The sequence below is a fragment of the Flavobacterium riviphilum genome (assembly GCF_055231795.1).
Window position 1 is genome coordinate 119,653 of the sequence record NZ_JBUYSY010000006.1, and the last position, 19,780, is coordinate 139,432.

Annotated in this window: 16 protein-coding genes; 13 read left to right on the plus strand and 3 right to left on the minus strand. The window is 38.2% G+C overall.

Annotated elements, in window-relative coordinates:
• Positions 1 to 214: 214 nt before the first annotated feature.
• The 12 genes from ACZIX2_RS08175 to ACZIX2_RS08230 all read left to right on the plus strand — a co-directional run bounded on the left by ACZIX2_RS08175 (position 215) and on the right by ACZIX2_RS08230 (position 16,106).
• Complete coding sequence (locus tag ACZIX2_RS08175) at positions 215 to 1,648, plus strand: MBOAT family O-acyltransferase (protein WP_463339602.1); 1,434 nt, start codon at positions 215 to 217, stop codon at positions 1,646 to 1,648.
• Positions 1,649 to 2,633: 985 nt separating this feature from the next.
• Positions 2,634 to 3,512 carry a hypothetical protein gene (locus tag ACZIX2_RS08180; RefSeq protein WP_463339603.1) on the plus strand — a complete coding sequence of 293 codons (879 nt, stop codon included), beginning with the start codon at positions 2,634 to 2,636 and terminating at the stop codon, positions 3,510 to 3,512.
• 54 nt (positions 3,513 to 3,566) lie between these two features.
• Positions 3,567 to 4,724, plus strand: coding sequence for a glycosyltransferase family 4 protein (locus ACZIX2_RS08185; protein ID WP_463339604.1), 1,158 nt, complete (start codon positions 3,567 to 3,569; stop codon positions 4,722 to 4,724).
• Positions 4,724 to 6,271, plus strand: coding sequence for a glycosyltransferase family 2 protein (locus ACZIX2_RS08190; RefSeq protein WP_463339605.1), 1,548 nt, complete (start codon positions 4,724 to 4,726; stop codon positions 6,269 to 6,271). Before ACZIX2_RS08185 ends, ACZIX2_RS08190 begins: the two co-directional genes overlap by 1 nt.
• Positions 6,272 to 6,515: 244 nt before the next feature.
• Entirely contained in the window at positions 6,516 to 8,135 is a 1,620-nt protein-coding gene (locus ACZIX2_RS08195; protein WP_463339606.1) for a hypothetical protein, read from the plus strand.
• A gap of 30 nt (positions 8,136 to 8,165) precedes the next feature.
• Positions 8,166 to 9,038 (plus strand): hypothetical protein, encoded by an 873-nt coding sequence (locus ACZIX2_RS08200; protein ID WP_463339607.1) that lies wholly within the window; start codon positions 8,166 to 8,168, stop codon positions 9,036 to 9,038.
• Positions 9,039 to 9,074: 36 nt separating this feature from the next.
• The gene (locus ACZIX2_RS08205; RefSeq protein WP_463339608.1) at positions 9,075 to 10,073 is read left to right on the plus strand and encodes a glycosyltransferase family 2 protein; all 999 of its coding nucleotides are present in this window, start codon (positions 9,075 to 9,077) and stop codon (positions 10,071 to 10,073) included.
• Positions 10,074 to 10,076: 3 nt separating this feature from the next.
• Positions 10,077 to 11,048, plus strand: a complete 972-nt coding sequence (locus tag ACZIX2_RS08210; protein ID WP_463339609.1) for a glycosyltransferase — start codon at positions 10,077 to 10,079, stop codon at positions 11,046 to 11,048.
• The gene (locus ACZIX2_RS08215; RefSeq protein WP_463339610.1) at positions 11,045 to 12,166 is read left to right on the plus strand and encodes a glycosyltransferase family 4 protein; all 1,122 of its coding nucleotides are present in this window, start codon (positions 11,045 to 11,047) and stop codon (positions 12,164 to 12,166) included. Before ACZIX2_RS08210 ends, ACZIX2_RS08215 begins: the two co-directional genes overlap by 4 nt.
• A 524-nt stretch (positions 12,167 to 12,690) precedes the next feature.
• Positions 12,691 to 13,767, plus strand: a complete 1,077-nt coding sequence (locus ACZIX2_RS08220) for a glycosyltransferase (protein WP_463339611.1) — start codon at positions 12,691 to 12,693, stop codon at positions 13,765 to 13,767.
• 1 nt (position 13,768) lies between these two features.
• Positions 13,769 to 15,109, plus strand: a complete 1,341-nt coding sequence (locus tag ACZIX2_RS08225) for an O-antigen ligase family protein (RefSeq protein ID WP_463339612.1) — start codon at positions 13,769 to 13,771, stop codon at positions 15,107 to 15,109.
• Positions 15,081 to 16,106 (plus strand): glycosyltransferase family 4 protein, encoded by a 1,026-nt coding sequence (locus ACZIX2_RS08230; RefSeq protein ID WP_463339613.1) that lies wholly within the window; start codon positions 15,081 to 15,083, stop codon positions 16,104 to 16,106. The genes ACZIX2_RS08225 and ACZIX2_RS08230 overlap by 29 nt, the downstream gene beginning before the upstream one ends.
• Before the next feature lie 519 nt (positions 16,107 to 16,625).
• Here ACZIX2_RS08230 and ACZIX2_RS08235 read toward each other — a convergent pair.
• Entirely contained in the window at positions 16,626 to 17,195 is a 570-nt protein-coding gene (locus ACZIX2_RS08235; protein WP_463339614.1) for a transposase, read from the minus strand.
• 290 nt (positions 17,196 to 17,485) lie between these two features.
• Entirely contained in the window at positions 17,486 to 17,818 is a 333-nt protein-coding gene (locus ACZIX2_RS08240) for a transposase (RefSeq protein ID WP_463339615.1), read from the minus strand.
• Between the two features lie 365 nt (positions 17,819 to 18,183).
• Here ACZIX2_RS08240 and ACZIX2_RS08245 point away from each other — a divergent pair, with 365 nt between their 5' ends.
• Positions 18,184 to 18,792: an acyloxyacyl hydrolase gene (locus ACZIX2_RS08245; RefSeq protein WP_463339616.1), complete on the plus strand. Its 609-nt coding sequence runs from the start codon at positions 18,184 to 18,186 to the stop codon at positions 18,790 to 18,792.
• A gap of 50 nt (positions 18,793 to 18,842) precedes the next feature.
• Here the strand turns inward: ACZIX2_RS08245 and lgt are convergent, their stop codons facing one another.
• On the minus strand, positions 18,843 to 19,766 hold the full coding sequence (gene lgt / locus ACZIX2_RS08250; protein WP_463339617.1) for a prolipoprotein diacylglyceryl transferase: 924 nt from the start codon (positions 19,764 to 19,766) through the stop codon (positions 18,843 to 18,845).
• Positions 19,767 to 19,780: the final 14 nt, after the last annotated feature.

A 19,780-nucleotide genomic window follows, 5' to 3' on the forward strand; every position in this document is an offset into this window, starting at 1 on the left:
TTTGTTTCTTTGCACTTGGAAATTTTTTCCGAAAAGTATAACAATAGTAAACAACGTATTTTAATAAAAGCCAATAAATTAGTTTTAATTCGCTTTTAATTCGTTTTAATTCGTTTTAATTCGTTTTTTAATTCGCTTTTAATTCGTGTGTATTCGCTTTTAAATTCGTTTTTTAATTAGTGTTAATTAGTGTAATTAGTGTTCCCCCAATAATATGTTTTTCAATTCCCTGGCTTTTGCCATTTTTTTACCTATAGTTTTTTTCTTGTATTGGTTCGTTTGTAATAAAAACAAAAGCACGCAAAATGCAGTTCTCATTATAGCCAGTTATTATTTCTATTCCTGCTGGGATTGGCGATTTTTATTTTTGCTGGTGTTCTCAACCTTTTTGGACTATTACACCGGAATCCGAATCGAAAAGAGCAGCAATGAAAAGGGCAGAAAGTTTTGGTTTTGGTTGAGTATCCTGGTCAATTTAGGCTTTTTGGGGGTATTCAAATACTTTAACTTTTTTGCGACCTCCTTTACCCAACTCCTCAACGGTTTTGGCTTCCACACCCAACCCTTCTTATTGCAGTTAGTATTACCCGTGGGGATTTCCTTTTATACCTTTCACGGCTTGTCGTATGTGATTGATATTTATTACAAACGCATCAAAGCGGAATATAACTTTGTCGATTATTCTTTGTTTGTGAGTTATTTTCCTCTGTTGGTAGCAGGGCCTATTGAAAGAGCCACACATTTATTGCCACAAGTAAAAGTAAAACGCAGCTTTGATCTAGAAAAAGCCAAAGAAGGCATGGCACAACTGCTTTGGGGATTGGTCAAAAAAGTAGTCATAGCCGATACTTGTGCCACGTACGCCAATGCAGTATTTGACAATTATCCTTCGATGAATGCGCTCTCTTTGATTTTGGGAGCGGTGTATTTTGCCTTTCAAATCTATGGCGATTTCTCAGGTTATTCAGATATGGCCCTAGGAATGTCCAAATTGTTCGGTATCGACTTACTCAAAAACTTCAATTACCCTTATTTTTCAAGAGATATAGCCGAATTTTGGCGCCGTTGGCACATCTCCTTATCCTCTTGGTTTCGGGATTATTTATACATTCCACTCGGAGGAAGTCAGGGCGGCATGGCGTATAAAATCCGTAACACCTTTATTATTTTTTTAGTGAGTGGGTTTTGGCATGGGGCGAATTGGACCTTTATCGTTTGGGGACTCTTAAATGCGGTGTACTTTTTACCCTTATTGGTGTTGCAAAAAAACAGAAACCATACCGGACCCATAGTAGTAACCTATGATACACGCGGACTCAAGACCTTGGGCAACATCCTGCTGACGTTCACCTTGAGCACTATCGCTTGGGTTTTCTTTAGGGCCAAGTCGATTACAGAAGCGGTCGGCTACCTAAAACAAATGATCATCAATGGTGATTTCAGTGCACAATATTTAGCCAACGAACGCTACAATTACGAGATACTCCTTTTAATTGGTGTTTTTGTAATGGTAGAATGGAACAACAGAAACCGTGTCGAGCCCCTTTCAGGGAAATATAGCTTAGTAAAAATTGGACTCGCCATTGCCGCCATTATGGCTTTGGGCACTTTTTCGGATTATAAGGAATTTATTTATTTTCAGTTTTAGGAATTAAGCGTCTCGACTGCGCTCGACGTGACAGAGAGATTTGATTTAATTAGTTGTCAAATCGAGCTTAGCCTGTCTCAAGTTTACCGAAGGATAGAGATGCTATTAAACGAATTGGGATAATTAAAGTAATAAGCAGTTTGTCAAATCGAGCTGAGCCTGTCCCGAGTTCATCGAGGGATCGAGATTAGTTGTTGTAAAAAAAATGTGGCTATAAAAAGGTCTCGACTCCGCTCGACCTGACAAGTTGAGTGATGAGGTTTCGTTGTCAAATCGAGTAGAGAATGTCACGAGTTTACCGAAGGATAGAGATGCTATTAAACGAATTGGGATAATTAAAGTAATAAGCAGTTTGTCAAATCGAGCTTAGCCTGTCCCGAGTTTATCGAGGGATCGAGATTATCGTTTATCAAGAGGATTAGTTATAAAAGGGTCTCGACTCCGCTCGACCTGACAGAGAGATTTGATTTAATTAGTTGTCAAATCGAGCGCAGTCGAGATTATTGTTTATAAAGAGGATTAGTTATAAAAAAGGGTCTCGACTCCGCTCGACCTGACAAAGCAAAGGGTGATTTTTTCATTTTCGAAATGAGGACGCATTGTACAACGTTAAAGGGGATTTAAAATGGTGTAAAGCAAATGCTCTTAGAAGGTTGCCGCCCATTGACTGTGGCAGCCGGGCACCCACTTTTCGAAAATTCTGAAAAAATCCAACGCTGTTTGAGCGAAGCGAGTTCGTTGGATTTCAGAATTGAGAAAATAGTGGGTCGGCGAACAGTCCAGGGCTAGCGTTTTTTGGTTCTTTTTTGGGCGATGCAAAAAAGAACAATAGTTCAATGATATGGGATTTTTTCAATCTAAAAAAAAAGGGTTTATAAAGCTTTACATACAAAATAAAGTAGTTAGATGATGTTGTTTTTTTACAGATTTTCAAAAGCAATAGAGAACAAGAAGAATTGGGAATTAAAAAAAGAAGAATAAAAAAATGAAACATTTTTTAAAATACACCATACAAGTAATGGCAATCACCATCATCATTGCATTCTTACTGGATCTTGCCTACACCAAAATATACCTCCAATCCACCAAGCGAGGAAAAATTGAAAAAGTGTTCAATTCCAGCGCCGAGCAATACGATGTGGTGATCTTGGGTTCCTCCCGGGCCAACAATCATTTTGTAGCGCCTATGTTTGAAGCACAGGGATTAAAAACCTTCAACTACGGCATGAGTGGCGGGCATTTGTTCGAAGCGGCCTTACTGTTAAAATTGATGGTAGAGCGCAACTATGCGATCAAGACGGTACTATTAGAAGCCGACTTGAACTTGTCCAACGACCAGCAAGCAGAGGGCATTTCGGCTAAATTTTTGCCCTTTCTCCATGAATCCGAAACGGTGCGCCATCATTTTGAAAAGGAAGCCGATTTTGCCGAATTGTACTACCTGCCCTTTTACCGCTATGTGAAATACGATAGTAAGATTGGGATAAGAGAAGTTTTTTTTACAGCTATTGGGAAGAAAACAGCGCTAATGGAAAATAACGGCTACTATCCTCTCGGGAAAAAGCCCAACGCCAACATGAAAAACAATTTGGTGAATTTAAATCCTTTAGTAAAAAATCCCTATTACGAAGAAATCAAGCAAATTTGTCAACAAAAAAACATTAAGTTTATACCCCTGATGACGCCCATGTGCGAAAATACTAAAGGGATGAATTATTTTGAGAAAGTGAAAAAACTGTACCCAGAAATTCACAATTACGAAGACGTAGTTAAGGAAGATCGCTATTTCTCCTCTTGCGGGCACATGAACGATGCAGGGGCTAGAATTTTTACAGCTAGAATAATAAAGGACTTTTTTGAATAGTAAAACCTACTTGTCTGACAAATAAAAGGATAATTAACAAAACTCTATTTTTGCATGCATATTGCTTTTCTTACTCCAGAATACCCACATCCTAAGGTTAAACATGCAGCAGGCATAGGGACAAGTATCCACAACTTAGCCATAGCCTTGAGAGCTTCGGGAGTTAAGGTAACAGTGGTAGTCTATGGACAAGCAACAACAATGCATTTTGAGGAGGAAGGAATTAAGATTCACTTACTTCAAAATAGAAAGTACAGAATCTTAGGGTGGTATTTGCATCGAAATTTTATTCAGAACTATTTGAATAAGTTAGTTGTAGCACAGGGGATAGATTTGATAGAAGCAGCCGATTGGACAGGAATTACAGCCTTGATGAGTTTGAGAGTACCTTTGGTCATTCGTTTGCATGGTACTGACGCCTATTTTTGCCATTTGGAGGCAAGAAAACAAAAATGGAAAAATTTTGTGTTGGAAAAATTAGCCATAAAAAGAGCTAAAGCCTATGTTTCCCCTACTCAATTTGCCGCTACTATTACGAAGCAATTATTTAAACTAGTTGAGCGAAAAATAGAGGTGATTCCTAATGGATTGAATTTAAAATATTTTCAAAACCAGGAACCGGACTGTTATGAAGAAGGTGTTATACTTTATGTGGGAACTCTTATTCGAAAGAAAGGGGTATTAGAATTACCAGACATTTTTCATGAAGTGCGAAAGCAATATCCAAATGCGCAAATGCGATTAGTGGGCAGTGATTCGTTTGATATCCAAACCCAATCGGCTTCCACATGGGCAGTACTACAACAGTATGTAAACGAGAAAGACAAAGCAAATATCCATTATTTGGGTAAGATGCCTTATCAGGAGATACAAAAACAGATAAAAAGAGCGCATATTTGTATCTTTCCAACCTTTGCAGAAACACAAGGAATGGTCACCATCGAGGCCATGGCAATGCAAAAACCGGTAGTCAACTCTAATATCGGCTGGGCTAAGGAGTTGATTGTGGACGGAGAAAGCGGCTTTTTAGTACATCCTCAAGATTATACCAACTTTGCAAACAAAATTGTGCAATTACTAAAGCATCCCGACTTGGGCCAACAAATGGGGATGCAAGCTAGAAAAAGGGTCGAAGAAAAATTTGATATTGTAAAAATTGCACAACAAAATCTTGACTTTTACGCTAACGTTTTAAAGAATAGTAAAAAGTAATGGTAATTGTCTATCATAACAGGAATCGTGTGGTTCGAGTACAAGCAAATGGAATTCAAGTCGGCTGTACTTCCAAAACAGTAGCAGCAGCATTAGTAGAAATGGCAACTACTTTTCCAGAGCAACAAATCATCTGGTGTCATGAGGATCTACAACAAGAGTTACAACTAGTGGATTTACCTCTTATTTTCCACCATAAAAAAATCATGGCTTCGTACAATCCTTTTCAAGGAAGCTATTTATCCGATCGAATAGGCTATGTAGAAAGTTCTCCTTTTATTAAATTCAATAAAGAAGTGCGATATCCCACTTGGCAAATGAGCAGTTGGGGAGGGGGAATCTCAGCGCAAGTCCTCTTGGCGGTAGCTAAAACGATACCCATAGAAGAGGATTTGGATTATTTTTTGCACTCCATTGCTAAAGTACTGATGCCTTTGGGAGTGTTTTGTTATTCGGAGCCTCGTTTTTTTAAAAAGCGAGTGGAAAACAAAACACCAAGGACATCCAAATCGGTCTTGTTTCGTTTTGTACAACAACATTATAAAACCAGATGGTTGTTTTTGTTACTATTTAACGTGATACTTTACGAAAAGCGATGGCCAATACTAGCCTTTTTTAAAGCGGTTTTTTATAAAAAGAGAAATAGATTAGCGATTAACCTTGATCATATAAAGGTGGCATCCAATAAAACAGTGGTGCAAGAGGGGACTATAGATGTGATCATTCCAACCATTGGTAGAAAGCAGTATTTGTATGGGGTGTTGCAAGATTTGGCCCAACAAACTCATTTACCAAAGAATGTGATTATTGTAGAGCAAAACCCTTTGCCCGGAAGTGGTTCCGAATTAGACTATTTACAAAGTGAAACTTGGCCGTTTAAGATTAAACATACTTTTACACACCAACCCGGGGCTTGCAATGCCAGAAATGTAGCCTTGGAACAGGTGGAAAGTGAGTGGGTGTTTTTAAACGATGACGATAATCGATTTGAAGCAGATTTGATTGAAAAAACGTTTGAGAATATTAAACAGTATGGCGAAAAGTGTGTAACTAACTCCTATTTACAGCCACATGAAAAAATAAATCAAACTCAGATCAATCAGTCTAGTATTTTCGGTTCAGGCAATAGTTTTTTAAAAACAGAATTACTACAACATTTGGCTTTTGATGGGGCTTTGGAATTTGGGTATGGTGAGGATACTGATTTTGGACGTCAAATTAGAAACTTAGGGGTGGATGTGGTGTATTTTCCTAATCCACCTATCACACATCTTAAAGCACCTATGGGAGGCTTTAGAACCAAGCCAAAATTACAATGGCAAGAGGAAACTATTCAACCCAAACCTTCGCCAACGATTATGTATGTCAAACAAAAATACGATAGCCAAGAGCAAATTTTAGGGTATAAAACCCTTTTATTTTTCAAATTTTACAAAGTACAAAAAATTAAAAACCCTTTACGTTATCTAACCACTTTTAGAAAACAATGGAGAGTGAGCGAATATTGGGCAATGCAGTTAAAAATGAAAGGTATTAAAGAGCAATAAAAGAAGAAATAGGAGATGAATATTGATGATAAAATACTATAATTTTCATTTATTTCTTCAAACAGTATGCAACTGTTAAATCAGTTTTAGTGAGTTAGAGAGGGGTAAGAAACGGTTATTTTAGTATTTTAATAGCTTAACTTTAGGACACTTTTTTATCTTTGTTTTTTAAATGTATCCTGTTATAATCAAAACAATGTATGTATAACTTGAATACAACCTAATTACATTAGCCCCAAATATTTTGATACAATCTATTGCCATAATTTTGCCGACGGGCAGAAAAGAAGTTAGTTTCAATTACAGCAATCCGTATAAAGTAACGATTGGGCTTGAAGACTTTTTAAGTTCCAATCTAAGAGCGTTTGATTTGGAATTCAATTTAACTCAGCCAATAGCTTTTTTTCGCACCCACGATTATCAATGGAAGAAAGCAAATTTCGATTGGGTCGCCAATGAGTTGTGTCCTAAAATTGTAAAATTTGCGGATGGTACGTTACTTCAGGCCAATATTTTGGCAGGTATTTGGGAAGTACATACAAAAAACAAATCGGTACTTTTATGGCGTTTCAATCCACAAGGGGCAGCTTCTATTTCGCACTATGGTTTACCAGCCAATGATAGGTATTTAAAGACAGTTACACCCAATTTTTCCGCTTTACCGCCTTTGGCGTTGTTGTTTTCCAAGAAGTATGCTGTTGAATGTAGTAGATCTAAAATTCCTTTTTCGGCCGTCGTTTGTTTTACAGATCATTGCGATTTTGATACAGCAGATAATTTAGTACTTCAAAGACAGTTTTTTAAAGAGCATAATATCAAGGTAACCAAGGGGTTTTTCGTTGAACATTTTTCAAAAAGAGCCGATAACGCCTCTTATGAAAAGGATGCGGCCGAACTGAACCTTTGGCGCAAGGACGGACATGAATTGTGTTATCATTCGTTGACGCAATCCTTGAGGACAGTTGAGGACAGTAAAAGCGAGTTTTTTAGTTTCACTCCGCCTTGTCCCGATCTTACAACTTGGATAGATCATGGGTATCAGCCGTATAATTTGTCACTCTTTGAGCAACACGCTATAGATACCCGCGAGTATGAAGCGAATTTGAAGAATAAAAAGATTGCTATTCTTTGGAATTATATCGATTCGGGGACCGCTACTCAAGGGGTAATCAATCAATTAAATCCCCAGCATTTTACGTTACAAAACTTCTGGAAAGGTATTAAAGGATTGGGGGCTGCCTCTAGTGTCCCCATGATGATCAAAAACATAGTATTTCATTTTTATGAACATCCCACGATTTTGCGTCAGTACCGAAAAGTAGCGGGGCTTTTCAAACAAGTGGTTTACCAAAAGCGCATGCGTTCTTTTTTAGCCTTGTGTCGAACAAGTGGGGGCTTAGGGATTAAGATTTTGAAAGTGTTTTGGCATTGGAACACTGTAAAAAGTAAGCCATATCCTTTAGCAAAATACCAGCCTTTGTTTTTTAAGCACCGACTTTTTGAGCATGATTTTTATATCTTTCAAACCCTAGAAATGGTGGATTTTAAAAAGGCCTTATGCAGTGACAACCTTGATATATTGGTCAAAGAAAAAGGAGTTTTCATTGCGCATACTTATTTTTCTGTTCCAATGTCATATCATACTGGAAAACTAATGAATACCCCCTCGACCATTGATGCTATAGTAGCGCAAAATTTTAAAGTGTTAGGACAAAAAATTAAAGAGAGAGAAATATGGAATCCAACCTTAAAGGAATGGGTAAGGTATTGGAGTACAATGGAATGTGTTGTGTTTGATGTAGAGGAAAATGGGAGTATTATGATATGCCGTACTGGGACAATTGAATATAGGTATATAACATAATTTTTAATTACTAAGAGAAGAAAAAAAGGAATGAATCATCAATTAAAAACAAAGTTGTTCCAAACATTAGAGCTGTTCCCTAATAGGATAGATGATTATTTATATCATAAAATTCAAAAGTTTTTTGAAAAGAGTACATTAGAGAATAAATTAAAAAGCGCTGAAGCAACACTAAATAGATTAGATGTTGTTTTTGATAAGTTATCGATATCAGTTAAAGGTAAATCAATCCTAGAGATTGGTTCGGGATGGTTTCCTGCTATGCCATATTTTTTTAAATATAAATTGAAAACAGGAAATATTACAACGGTAGATATTAATCGACATTTCAATAGAAAAAGAATAATTGAATTGAATACCTTATTTTCAAGTAAGTATTCCTGTGAAATAATTCCTAATATTAAATGCAAATTTGGATTGCCTGAAGGGATAGATTATTTTTCTAATTATGACATTGTTAAATATAAAATTCCTGAAGTTGATTTAGTATTTTCCCGTTATGTGTTATCACATATGAAGGAAGAAGATGTTATCACATTTCACAAAAAATGTAAGAAAGAGTTATTGCAAGGAACTATTATTGTACATTTTATTTCTCCAAGTGATTTAAGAGCGCATGGTGATGCTAGTTTATCTCTTCACGATTTTTTGAGATTTAGTAAATCGGAATGGGAAAAAATACACACAAAATTTGATTTTCATAATCGACTGCGATTACCTCAATTTTTAAGAATTTTTGATAAATGTGGATTGGAAGTGTTGTATTTAGAATATCAAAGTATAGATATAAATTCCAAACAATTTGAGTTGTTTAAAAAAGTACCATTAAATGAAGACTACTCAGGATACTCGGTAGACGAGTTGACGGCGGGAAATATTTTAGTTGTTTTAAAAGTTAATTGAATAGTCCTCTTCAAAAAGGCTCAAAAATAAAAGTTAATGAAATTTTCCCTTATCATCTGTACCTACCAACGCCCCAAACCTTTGTTGGAATTGTTACAATCGGTGCAACAGCAAACGCGGTATCCTGATGAAATCCTGATCATTGATGGATCTTCAGACGAAGCAACGCAAACACTAATAGCGCAACAGGATTTTCAAAGGCTACAGTATTTCAAGGTCCCAGACGAAGCCCGAGGACTAACCCGACAGCGCAATTATGGCATTGCTCGAGTGGGAAAAGCTATGGAGTTAGTATCTTTTTTAGACGATGATACGGTTCTCGAAAAAGACTATTTTGAGGAGTTGGTTAATACATTTCAATCAGATAAGGCTATTGCTGGAGTAGGAGGAGTAGCAATTAATGAGAATAAATGGAAAAAAGTTACTCTAGATAAAAAATATGCTGCAAATTGGTATTATCTATTGGAGGGCTATGTGTATAAGGAAGGCCAACGAAATGTGGTGCGAAACTATTTAGGATTACAATCCAATCTAGGCCCTGGGAAAATGCCTACTTTTTCACATGGACGCACTTGTGGATTTCCTTTGAATGGGAAAACCTATGAAGTAGATTTATTAATAGGCATGTCGATGGCCTTTAGAAAAAAGGTGGTGGAACACATTCAATTTTCTCCGTATTTTGAAGGCTATGGCTTATATGAAGATGCCGATTTTAGCATCAGGGCTTTACAATTCGGTAAAAATGTGATAAATACGAAAGTACAATTAAGTCATTTTCATCATCCTTCTGGAAGACCAAACCAATTCCAATATGGTAAAATGGTGGTCCGCAACGGCTGGTACGTGTGGCGAATAAAAAATCCCAACCCACTCTTTAAAGACCGTTTCAAATGGCATGCGATTACAGTACTCCTAACCCTAATTCGTTTTACCAATGTTGTGACGACTTCCAAAAGAAAAGCGGCTTTTACGGAAGCTTTGGGAAGAACCGTGGGCTGGTGGAGTTTGAAGTTAAATAAACCTAATTTAGAATAGTAAATGGAAAAGAAGGTATATGTTTATGGTTTGTGTAATGTGTATTATGATGCTTATTACCTCAAAGGATTTAGAGACAACAAATTCAAAATTAAATTTAATACGTCTAAGTTCCCAAACTTTAGGCAAGGTACTTTTGCTGCAATTGTTAGACAAAATGGAATCGAAAAAAAAATCGGAATTGACTCAAGGGATTCAAACGAGATCGATCCAGAAGTAATCGAATGGTGTGATATATATGGCAAAGTGAATTATAATAGCAATCAAATAGCTTCAGATTATAAGCATAAAGTTACTGCGATAGGGCCTAGTTTTGGAATTAGGATTTGGAATAGTTTCAGATCTTTTGGATTAGCTTTTTATAATTTAGTTGTTTTTTATAATAGAATAACTTATAAACGAGAGTTTTTGGCTAATTATTGGCGGCAATACAGAAGAGAAGCACTAGAAAGTTACACTTTTGAAAAATCAACTAAAAGTTACGTTTTTTTTATAACAAGTATTTGGAAAAAAGAACCTACTACTAATGATTATAGGGCAAAGTTTATCAAAGAATGTATAGATAATATTGATGTGGATTTTGAAGGTGGTTTTGCACCAAGAAACGATGGAGATAATTTAGGATATGATAATTTAGTATATTCTTCAAGAATTCAATTAAAAGATTATTTATCAAAAATAAAAAAATCAGCTTTTGTATTTTCAACACCAGCCGTTCTATTATGTCACGGATGGAAATTAGCAGAATTTTTGGCTTTAGGTAAAGCAATAATTACAACCCCTCATACGAATAGTTTTCCAGAAGAATTAAATGATAATATACATGTTTTATATGCAAAAGATGTGGATTCAATTAAAGAGAAAATTCAAAAATTGTTAAAAGATGAAGAATTTAAAATGAAGCTAGAAAGTGGAAGTCGTCAATATTTTGATAATAATTTAACGCCGAAAGTGGTAATTAATAAACTTATATGAAATTCGCCCTAATTACGCACGTGGTCCACAAAGTCAAAGACAAAAGTTACTTTGGCTATGCCCCCTATGTGCGAGAGATGAATTTGTGGTTGTCTAAGGTGGATGAAGTCCAAATCGTGGCACCTTGTAGTGTAGACAGCTTAACGCCAATCGAGGAAGGCTACCAGCACGAAAACCTCACGTTTTCTAAAATTCCGAGCATCGATTTGAAATCTTGGAGTGCCCGAATAAAGGCGTGTTGGAACAGCCCCCTTATCCTTTGGCAAGTTTTCAGAGCGATGTATTGGGCAGACCACATCCATTTGCGCTGTCCGGGCAACATTGGTTTGTTAGGCTGTGTGGTGCAAATCTTTTTTCCCCACAAACCCAAAACGGCCAAATATGCGGGCAATTGGGATCCCAATGCGCAACAGCCATGGAGTTATCGCTTGCAAAAATGGCTGTTGAGTTATACTTTTTTAACGCGAAACATGCAGGTTTTGGTCTATGGGGAATGGGAAGGAATGTCCAAAAATATCCGACCTTGTTTTACGGCTACCTATGCAGCCTCAGAAATAGAGCCCTTACCCCGCCTGGATTTACAAGGAACAAAGCGTTTTATTTTTGTGGGGACACTTTCCAAAGGCAAACGCCCTAGCTATGCGGTGCAACTCATCGAAGCCTTGCGCCAAAAAGGACAAGACGTACATTTAGCCTTGTATGGCGAAGGACCCGAACGAGCGACTTTGCAAGACTACATCACAACCCATCAATTGGAATCTTGCATACAGTTAATGGGCAACCAAAACAAAGCCACACTTAAAGGCGCTTACCAAAACAGCCATTTTGTGATCTTACCCTCCCAAAGCGAGGGCTGGCCCAAAGCCATAGCCGAAGGCATGTTTTGGGGGTGCGTACCCTTGGCGACTCCCGTGTCTTGTGTGCCTTTTATGCTCCACCAAGGAGCTAGAGGCGAACTGTTGACCCTAGAATTGCAACAAGATGTGGCCCAACTGGAAAAGCTTTTCTCTGATAGCGAGGCATGGCACACCAAGAGAGAAAAAGCAGCCGCTTGGTCCCGCCAGTACACCTTAGAAGTATTGGAACAAGAAATACAACAATGCCTAAAAGGAAAATGATATTCGAAGTAGGATTAAGGTAAGGGGCACTACTTTTTTTCTATTTTTGAAAATTTATAGGGGTTAAGTGAAATTAAGAAAAAAATATATACTATAGTAGGGGCTTTAAAAATAAAATAAGATGTTAGTACATAAGGAGGATAAGTTTAAATGCAGTACGGCTCCCCTCTTAAGAGGGGCTGGGGGTGTGTTTTTTTGTCGGTAAAAATGGAATGTAGGATTTCAGTAAAAGCGTTAGCCGCTAGTCTACAGCGAAAACAAAGGACAACCCTGAAATGAGCGTCCTTTGCGTAATCCTTTGCGAACCTCGCGGTTAAAATTAGGTACACAGTTAATACAAATCAGAAAAAACGTGAGATACTTTCAATATCAAGCCAAGATCCCAAAAAAAAATATATGTTTTTAACCCATAACCCATAACCCATAACCCATAACCGATACCCATAGCCCACAACCCACAACGCACAACCCAGTTAACTTTAAACTTTAAACTTTAAATCCAAAACAATTTAACCCCTTCCCCAATGCGCATCCTTCAACTAATCGATTCTCTAGAAACCGGCGGCGCCGAACGCATGGCAGTGCACTACGCCAATGCGCTAGTGGCTCATGCTGAAGTTTCGGCTTTAGTAGCCACGCGCAAAGAAGGCTTCTTGCGGCAACAACTGCATCCCAAAGTGAGCTACAGTTGTTTGCACAAACAAGGAGCATTCGATGGGAAAGTGTTTTGGAAATTGCGGTGCTTTGTGCAACAACACCAAATTACCCACATTCAAGCACACAGCACTTCTTTTTTTTGGGCGGTGTTGTTAAAGTGTACTTTACCCAAACTCATATTAATCCGTCACGACCATTACGGTAAAGCGGAATTTTTAGCCAATCGACCCAAAAAGACACTGCAACTAACCGCTCCTTTTTTTAACGGAGTTATCGTGGTAAATCAATTGCTGAAAGATTGGACACTGGAGGTTCTGAAAGCTAAAAATGTGGTGTATTTACCCAATTTTGTTTCGCATTCACCAGAGACTACAACTAAAACTACTCAGTTATTTGGAATAGAGAGGAAACGCATCCTGTTGTTGGCCAATTTACGAGAACAGAAAAACCACTTGCTGTTACTAACCGTTGCTGAAATGCTGAAAAAGTCGCACCCCGATTGGACTTGGCATTTGGTGGGCAAAGATTTTGGGGATGACTATGCCCGAGAAATAAAATCCAAAATTCAAGAAAAACAACTCCAAAATCAAGTATTTTTGTACGGAGCCCAATCGGATATAGAGCACATTTTACAACAAAGCACTATTGGGGTGCTCACTTCAGTATCTGAAGGATTACCAGTGGCCGTGTTAGAATATGGGCAACAGCAATTGCCAATAGTGGTAACTGCCGTGGGCGAATTGCCAGCGATGCTCACCCACAACAGCAATGCGTTACTAGTGCCTTCGGAAGATTCAGTAGGCTTTTATGAAGCGCTAAGCGGACTCATTCAGGAGGAGAGTAAACGAAACGAGTTAGGGAAAGCCTTACACGAAACCATAAAACAACACTACAGCAGCGAAGGGGTACTCCAAAAGTATTTACAATGGCTAGCACAATTATAAAATGAAAAGAGAAGAAGTGTACTATGGATATGCCTTAGCCGCTCATGCGGGCTTAGGATTACTGTTTTTTATGGTACCCTTGTTGTCTAAGGTATATGCCCTCGCTATTTTGATAGTGGGAGCGTATTGGATGGCGAAAACCAAAAACAGCAACCACCAAGCCTTATTGATCAGTGCTTACATCATCAGTGCCGAAATCGTATTGCGGATGACGGGAGGAAGTTGGATTAACGAATACGGCAAGTTTTCAGTAGTCTTTTTTTTATTGCTGGGGATGTTTTATGCCGGTTTTTCCAAAAACGCTTTAGTGTATTGGATTTTCTTGATCCTGCTGATCCCTGCTATCCTACTATCCTTTTTTACTTTAAACCTATCTACCGATGTTAAAAAAGCCATATTTTTTAACATTACCGGACCTATTTGTTTAGGGATAGCAGCGATCTATTGTTATCAGAGAGTCATACCCATGCAGCGACTGCTAACTGTGGTCACAGCTCTAGGACTCCCTTTAATCACTCTGTTAGTCTATTTGATGTTGTACAATCCCAGTGTGCGCGATGTAGTAACGGGGACCCAATCCAATTTTGAAACCTCTGGTGGGTTCGGACCCAATCAAGTCTCCACCATGTTGGGCTTGGGTACTTTTGTCTTTTTCGTGCATGTACTTTTACAATCCCCCAATCGCTTTTGGCAACTCCTCAACGGAGGGGTGATGCTGTTGTTCGCCTATCGAGGCTTAGTGACTTTTTCTAGAGGGGGCATGCTTACTGCCTTAGTGATGATTGGCGTGTTTTTGTTGCTCTTGTTCTATCAAGCCAAGGGAAGCCTAAAGCCCAAAATTGGAATCATCATAGGAATGGCTTTTTTAGCAGGTTTGGGGGTTTGGACTTATAGTTCATTGCAAACCAATGGTATGTTGGACAAACGGTATGCGAATCAAGATGCAGCGGGTAGAGTAAAAAAAAGTAAATTGTCGGGTAGGGAAGAGTTGATGGCAACGGAACTTCAAATGTTTTTCGAAAACCCCATTTTAGGAGTAGGAGTAGGAAAAAATAAAGAATTGCGAGAGGCGCAAACGGGGATTGAAGCGGCCTCACACAACGAAATAACCCGTATGCTAGCAGAGCATGGAGTCTTCGGACTGCTGGGTTTAATGTTGTTAGTGGCGACTCCTTTGTTACATTGGATGGGGAATCGACAACACCTGTTGGCTTTGTCTTTTTTGGTGTTTTGGGCACTCACCATCAACCATGCCGCCATGCGCTTGGCAGCACCCGCTTTTGTCTATGCCTTGTCACTTTTAAAAATTACGCGTGAAACAACTGATTTACATAGGAAATAAATTAGCCCAACATGGTGCCAATCCCACGGGTATTGACACCTTGGGACCGCTTTTGGAAAATGAGGGGTATAACATAAAGTATGCCTCCTCCTATAAAAACAAAATCTTACGCTTGGGGCACATGCTTTGGACCGTAATCCGCTACCGCAAAGCCGACGCAGTGCTGATAGATACTTACAGCACCACTAATTTTTGGTATGCTTATGCGGTGAGTTTACTGTGTAGAGTACAAAAAATCCCCTATATCCCCATATTACATGGTGGCAATTTGCCCCAACGCTGGCAAACCCATACCAAAAGTTGTCAGCAACTTTTTCACTATGCGTATGGCAATGTGTGTCCTTCTGCTTATTTACTAGAAGCCTTCGAAGCGCTAGAGGTACCACGCTTAGTACATATTCCCAATACGATTGAAGCAGCTAATTATACGTTTCAATCACGCCCGAATCCACGACCCAAGCTGTTATGGGTGAGAGCCTTGGCGCATTTGTACCATCCTCAAATGGCTATTGAGGTAGTAGCCGAACTCGCCAAACAGTACCCAGAGGCGGAGCTCTGTTTGGTGGGGCCAGATAAAGAAAAGTTTTGGCCTATCTTGGAGAAAGAAGCGGCAAGAGCAGGGGCCAACGTACACTATAAAGGGCCAATGACCAAAGCAGATTGGATCAGCTTAGCCGCCGATTACGATTTTTTCCTGAATACTACCCATTTCGACAACACGCCGGTGAGTGTCATCGAAGCCATGAGTTTAGGGCTTGCCGTGGTCTCCACCAACGTGGGAGGAATGCCTTTCTTAATTCAAGACCAAGTCAACGGCCTCCTTGTGCCCGACAGTGCCACCCAAGCAATGACCCAAGCCATCCATAATCTATTGAAAAACCCCGAAAGGTTCAATGTTTTAACGCACAACGCCCACCAAAAAGCCGCCACCTTCGATTGGCAAACCCAAAAACACCAATGGCACCAACTTTTGAAATCCATACATCCAATGGAGTAATCAGTTATCTGTTGTGAGTTTCAATTGTGAGTTATAAGTTATGAGTTATGTGTTTGACCTTTGACCTTTCATGATTTTGGTTTACAAGAAGTTTGGTTTTTAAACTTTATTGTTAACAAATTGATTTACATTTTTCAATATACTTTTTTTTCTTTGTTATGTCATTGAGAAGCGGAAGATGTTTTGTTGTGCGGACTCAAAGCATCCAGGAATATCTAATGACCAACGAAAAAGTTGTTTAATTTTTGACTATTTAGGGTCTGCTGAAAAACTCAGAGACGCATTTATTTCATATTTTCATAACAACGCTAATTCATAGGTGCGATTTTCGTTTAAATCGCACCTATTTTTGTTTTCGTCTGTTTTTAGCAAAAAGTATTCGGATAAACTAGCCATTATCAGAATGAGTAGCCACTGTAGTGCCACCCCAGCCAATTTGACTAGGTTGAGCACTAAAATGATACTGGCAATCCAAGATTCACTTGTGTCTTGCAGCCTTGCTTTTACACGTTCTAAACCCTATCCCGACTTTGCTTGACCAAATTTACCTTCTATCGGATTTCTTTCCCCTGGACTTAAGACGTTTTGCGCTGCCAGTGAAGGTCGCCCCAAGGGCTTTCCAATTGGGTTGACTCCTTTTTCTTTGAGCTTTCTCCGATTTTCTCTGGTGCTGTATATTTTATCGACCATAAGGTTTTTGGGATAGCAACCAAATCTGTTTTTGTACAGCTCCACATATTCCGATAAATGGCTTCCTTCGTTATAAGCATCCCAACTCAGCTCGTCTAAAAAGGCAATTCCGTCAATCATTGAACAATGTATTTTTGCCCCAAATTCTACTTTATCTTGGATTTTTCCTCTAAAAATTGGTCGAACATGTGGTTGATGAATGCTTACAATTCGGTGCTCAACCGATTTGGTATTTTCTTTAAACATCTCCTTTTGTTGGTCATTAAAAGTTTGTATCAGGTACCAATATTTCAACTCCTTTTCTTTAAGCGGAATACAGGTGTATTTGTCTAATAATCGGTTAATATGTCGAATATTTCGTTTCAAATAGCGGAGTTGTTGGCCAACTCCTTTGCGCACTATTTTGCCTGTTTTACACTTTTTTTGTGCCGTTTGAAGATATACTGTTCTGGCTTTTTCTTGATAAATTCTTGGCTTTTTTCCGTGAAGGTCTTAGGCATACAAAAGGTCTATAAGCATCCCGCATTTCTCTCTAGTATCGTTGAGCAAATTCAAATCAGTAGGATAAGCAATGTCCTGAGGACAAGCCGTTGCGTCGATCAAAACCGTTCCTCCGTTGGGTTTTTCGGGTTTGTTATCCGGGTCTGAGCCGTCTTTTTTGACGCTTTTATTTTGCTCAAGTTTGGTTTTTATGGCAATGATTTTTTGTTAATGCTGTTCAAAACATCTAAACTTAAATGCTTTCGAAGGCTCACAAACAAAGAAGCATCAAAGGGTGGTTCGTCTGAAAAACTCGAATAGCCCAAGAAGTGTTGCATATAAATGTTCTCCGAAATTTGAGCCACAGTTTCCCTGTCATCTATATCACACAAATGTTTGATGATTACAGCTCCCAAAACCACTCTGGGACTCAATCCAGGTCGCCCACTTGCTTTTTTGGGAATCGCCTTGAGGTAAATGTTGCAAATTTCATCCCAAGGAATTAGATTTGCTAGAACAACCCAGCGGTTTTCAGGATTCATTTTTTTTTAAAAGGGGACTCAAATCCCTCGAAAATTAGCTGATTTTGGCTCACAAAATCAGGCGTTGATGCACGCTTTTTTGGACTTTTTTGCATAATACCTTGCACTTAGTAGCTCAAATGTAAATATATCTGATTGATTTGCAATTTTATAGGGGTTTTTCAGTAGACCCTATGTAAATATATAAAAGGTTAAAAAGTTATTTCCGAAAATTTGGAGCTTTTTGAATTAGCTCAAATTTTCAGAATAACTTTTCAACTTACACAGTTAGCGAGACACTACCTAAATAATACAATTTTTTAGTTTACTTTTGAAAGCATTCCTAGATTCCTAGGAATGCTTTTTTATTTAAACCAATCAAGTGCATGCGATTATTTATTTCTTTTTTATTCCTCCTTTGTAGTAATTTTATATGGTGTCAATCGAGTAAGGATAGTTGGGAATTTGGTTTTTCTTGTGGAACAGGAAATGCTATTAAAAACACCGATTATACCTATACCAATTCTACATATAAATTGCTTTTTTATAAAAAGTGGCGGACGTACAAGAAAGTTGATTTTACTTTTTTCTTTGGTCCCGAGTACAATCGTGCTACGCATCAATTACTCAATTTTTATTTTGTAAAGCCAGAAACGCCAAATTATGAAGCTAAACGCGATGCTTTTATGCAATTAAAAACTATAAATGAAGGTGTAATACATCTAGGTATGACGGTTCAGAAAAAGATTAGTAAACGAAGTGCTATTTATGTTTTGGGAAGTATAAGTCCAATGCTTACGGATACAGAAACCGAACGATTGTCGAAAGGATTTGCTTTTTGTGATATTATAGCCCTAGGGTATACTTTAGATTTGAAGTATTTTGCATTGGATGTACGACCTAGCTTTCGGCACACTTCTAATGCAGGTTTGAATTCTTCCAATGCAGGGTTCAATACTAAAAACATCGAATTAGGGCTTGTTTTTCCGATATAAAAAAAGCGCTACTACAAAGTAACGCTTGATTGATATAAAATTCGATTGTATTAGGCTTCTTTTTTGGCTCTAAATACAAAGAATACACCTATTAGTACAAATGGTATGCTGAGCCATTGACCTGTTGAAAGAATATTGCCAAGACTACTTTCAAATCCACCTTGACTTTCTTTAACCGATTCGACAATGATACGTACTGTGAATAATAAGACTAGGAATAAACCAAACAAATAGCCTGATTTCTTTCTTGCTTCTGTTTTCCAATACAAGAAAAATAAGATCGCAAAAACGAAAACATAGCAAAATGCTTCGTACAATTGTGTAGGGTGTTTCGCAGGAACTTGAGCTAGCAATTCTGAAAATTTAGGATCAGATGCGATGGCGTGATAGGCTTCTTTTGGATTAGGAATACCGGTGGCTTGTACTGCTTCTCTAGGGCTAAATTGGTCGTGTAAAAAACGAATTCCAAAAGTAGAAGTAGTTTCTTTTCCAATGATTTCAGAATTGAAAAAATTGCCAAGTCTTACAAAGATTGCCCCACTTGCAACAGGTATTACAATACGATCCAAGATCCAAAGTTGAGGACGTCTCAATATGTTTTTGCTATACAAATACATAGCTATAATAATAGAAATAGCTGCGCCATGACTGGCTAATCCCTGAAATCCTGTGAATTGAAATTCTGGTTCAAAACGAACAGGAAGTAATATTTCTAGCAAATGATTGCGATAGTATTCCCAATCGTAAAAAAATACATGTCCAAGTCTAGCGCCTAATAGAGTAGCCAAAACGGTCCAAACAAAAAGAGAATCTAGTTTATCGATGGATTCTCCTTCGCGAACAAAAATGTGTTTCATTATGTACCAACCCAAACCAAATGCAACTACAAACATGAGGCTGTAATAGCGAATCATAAAAAAGCCCAAATCAATTCCCTCAGAAGGATTCCAAACTAAGTGTAAATCTTGTGTCATTATGTGTTTTTGTT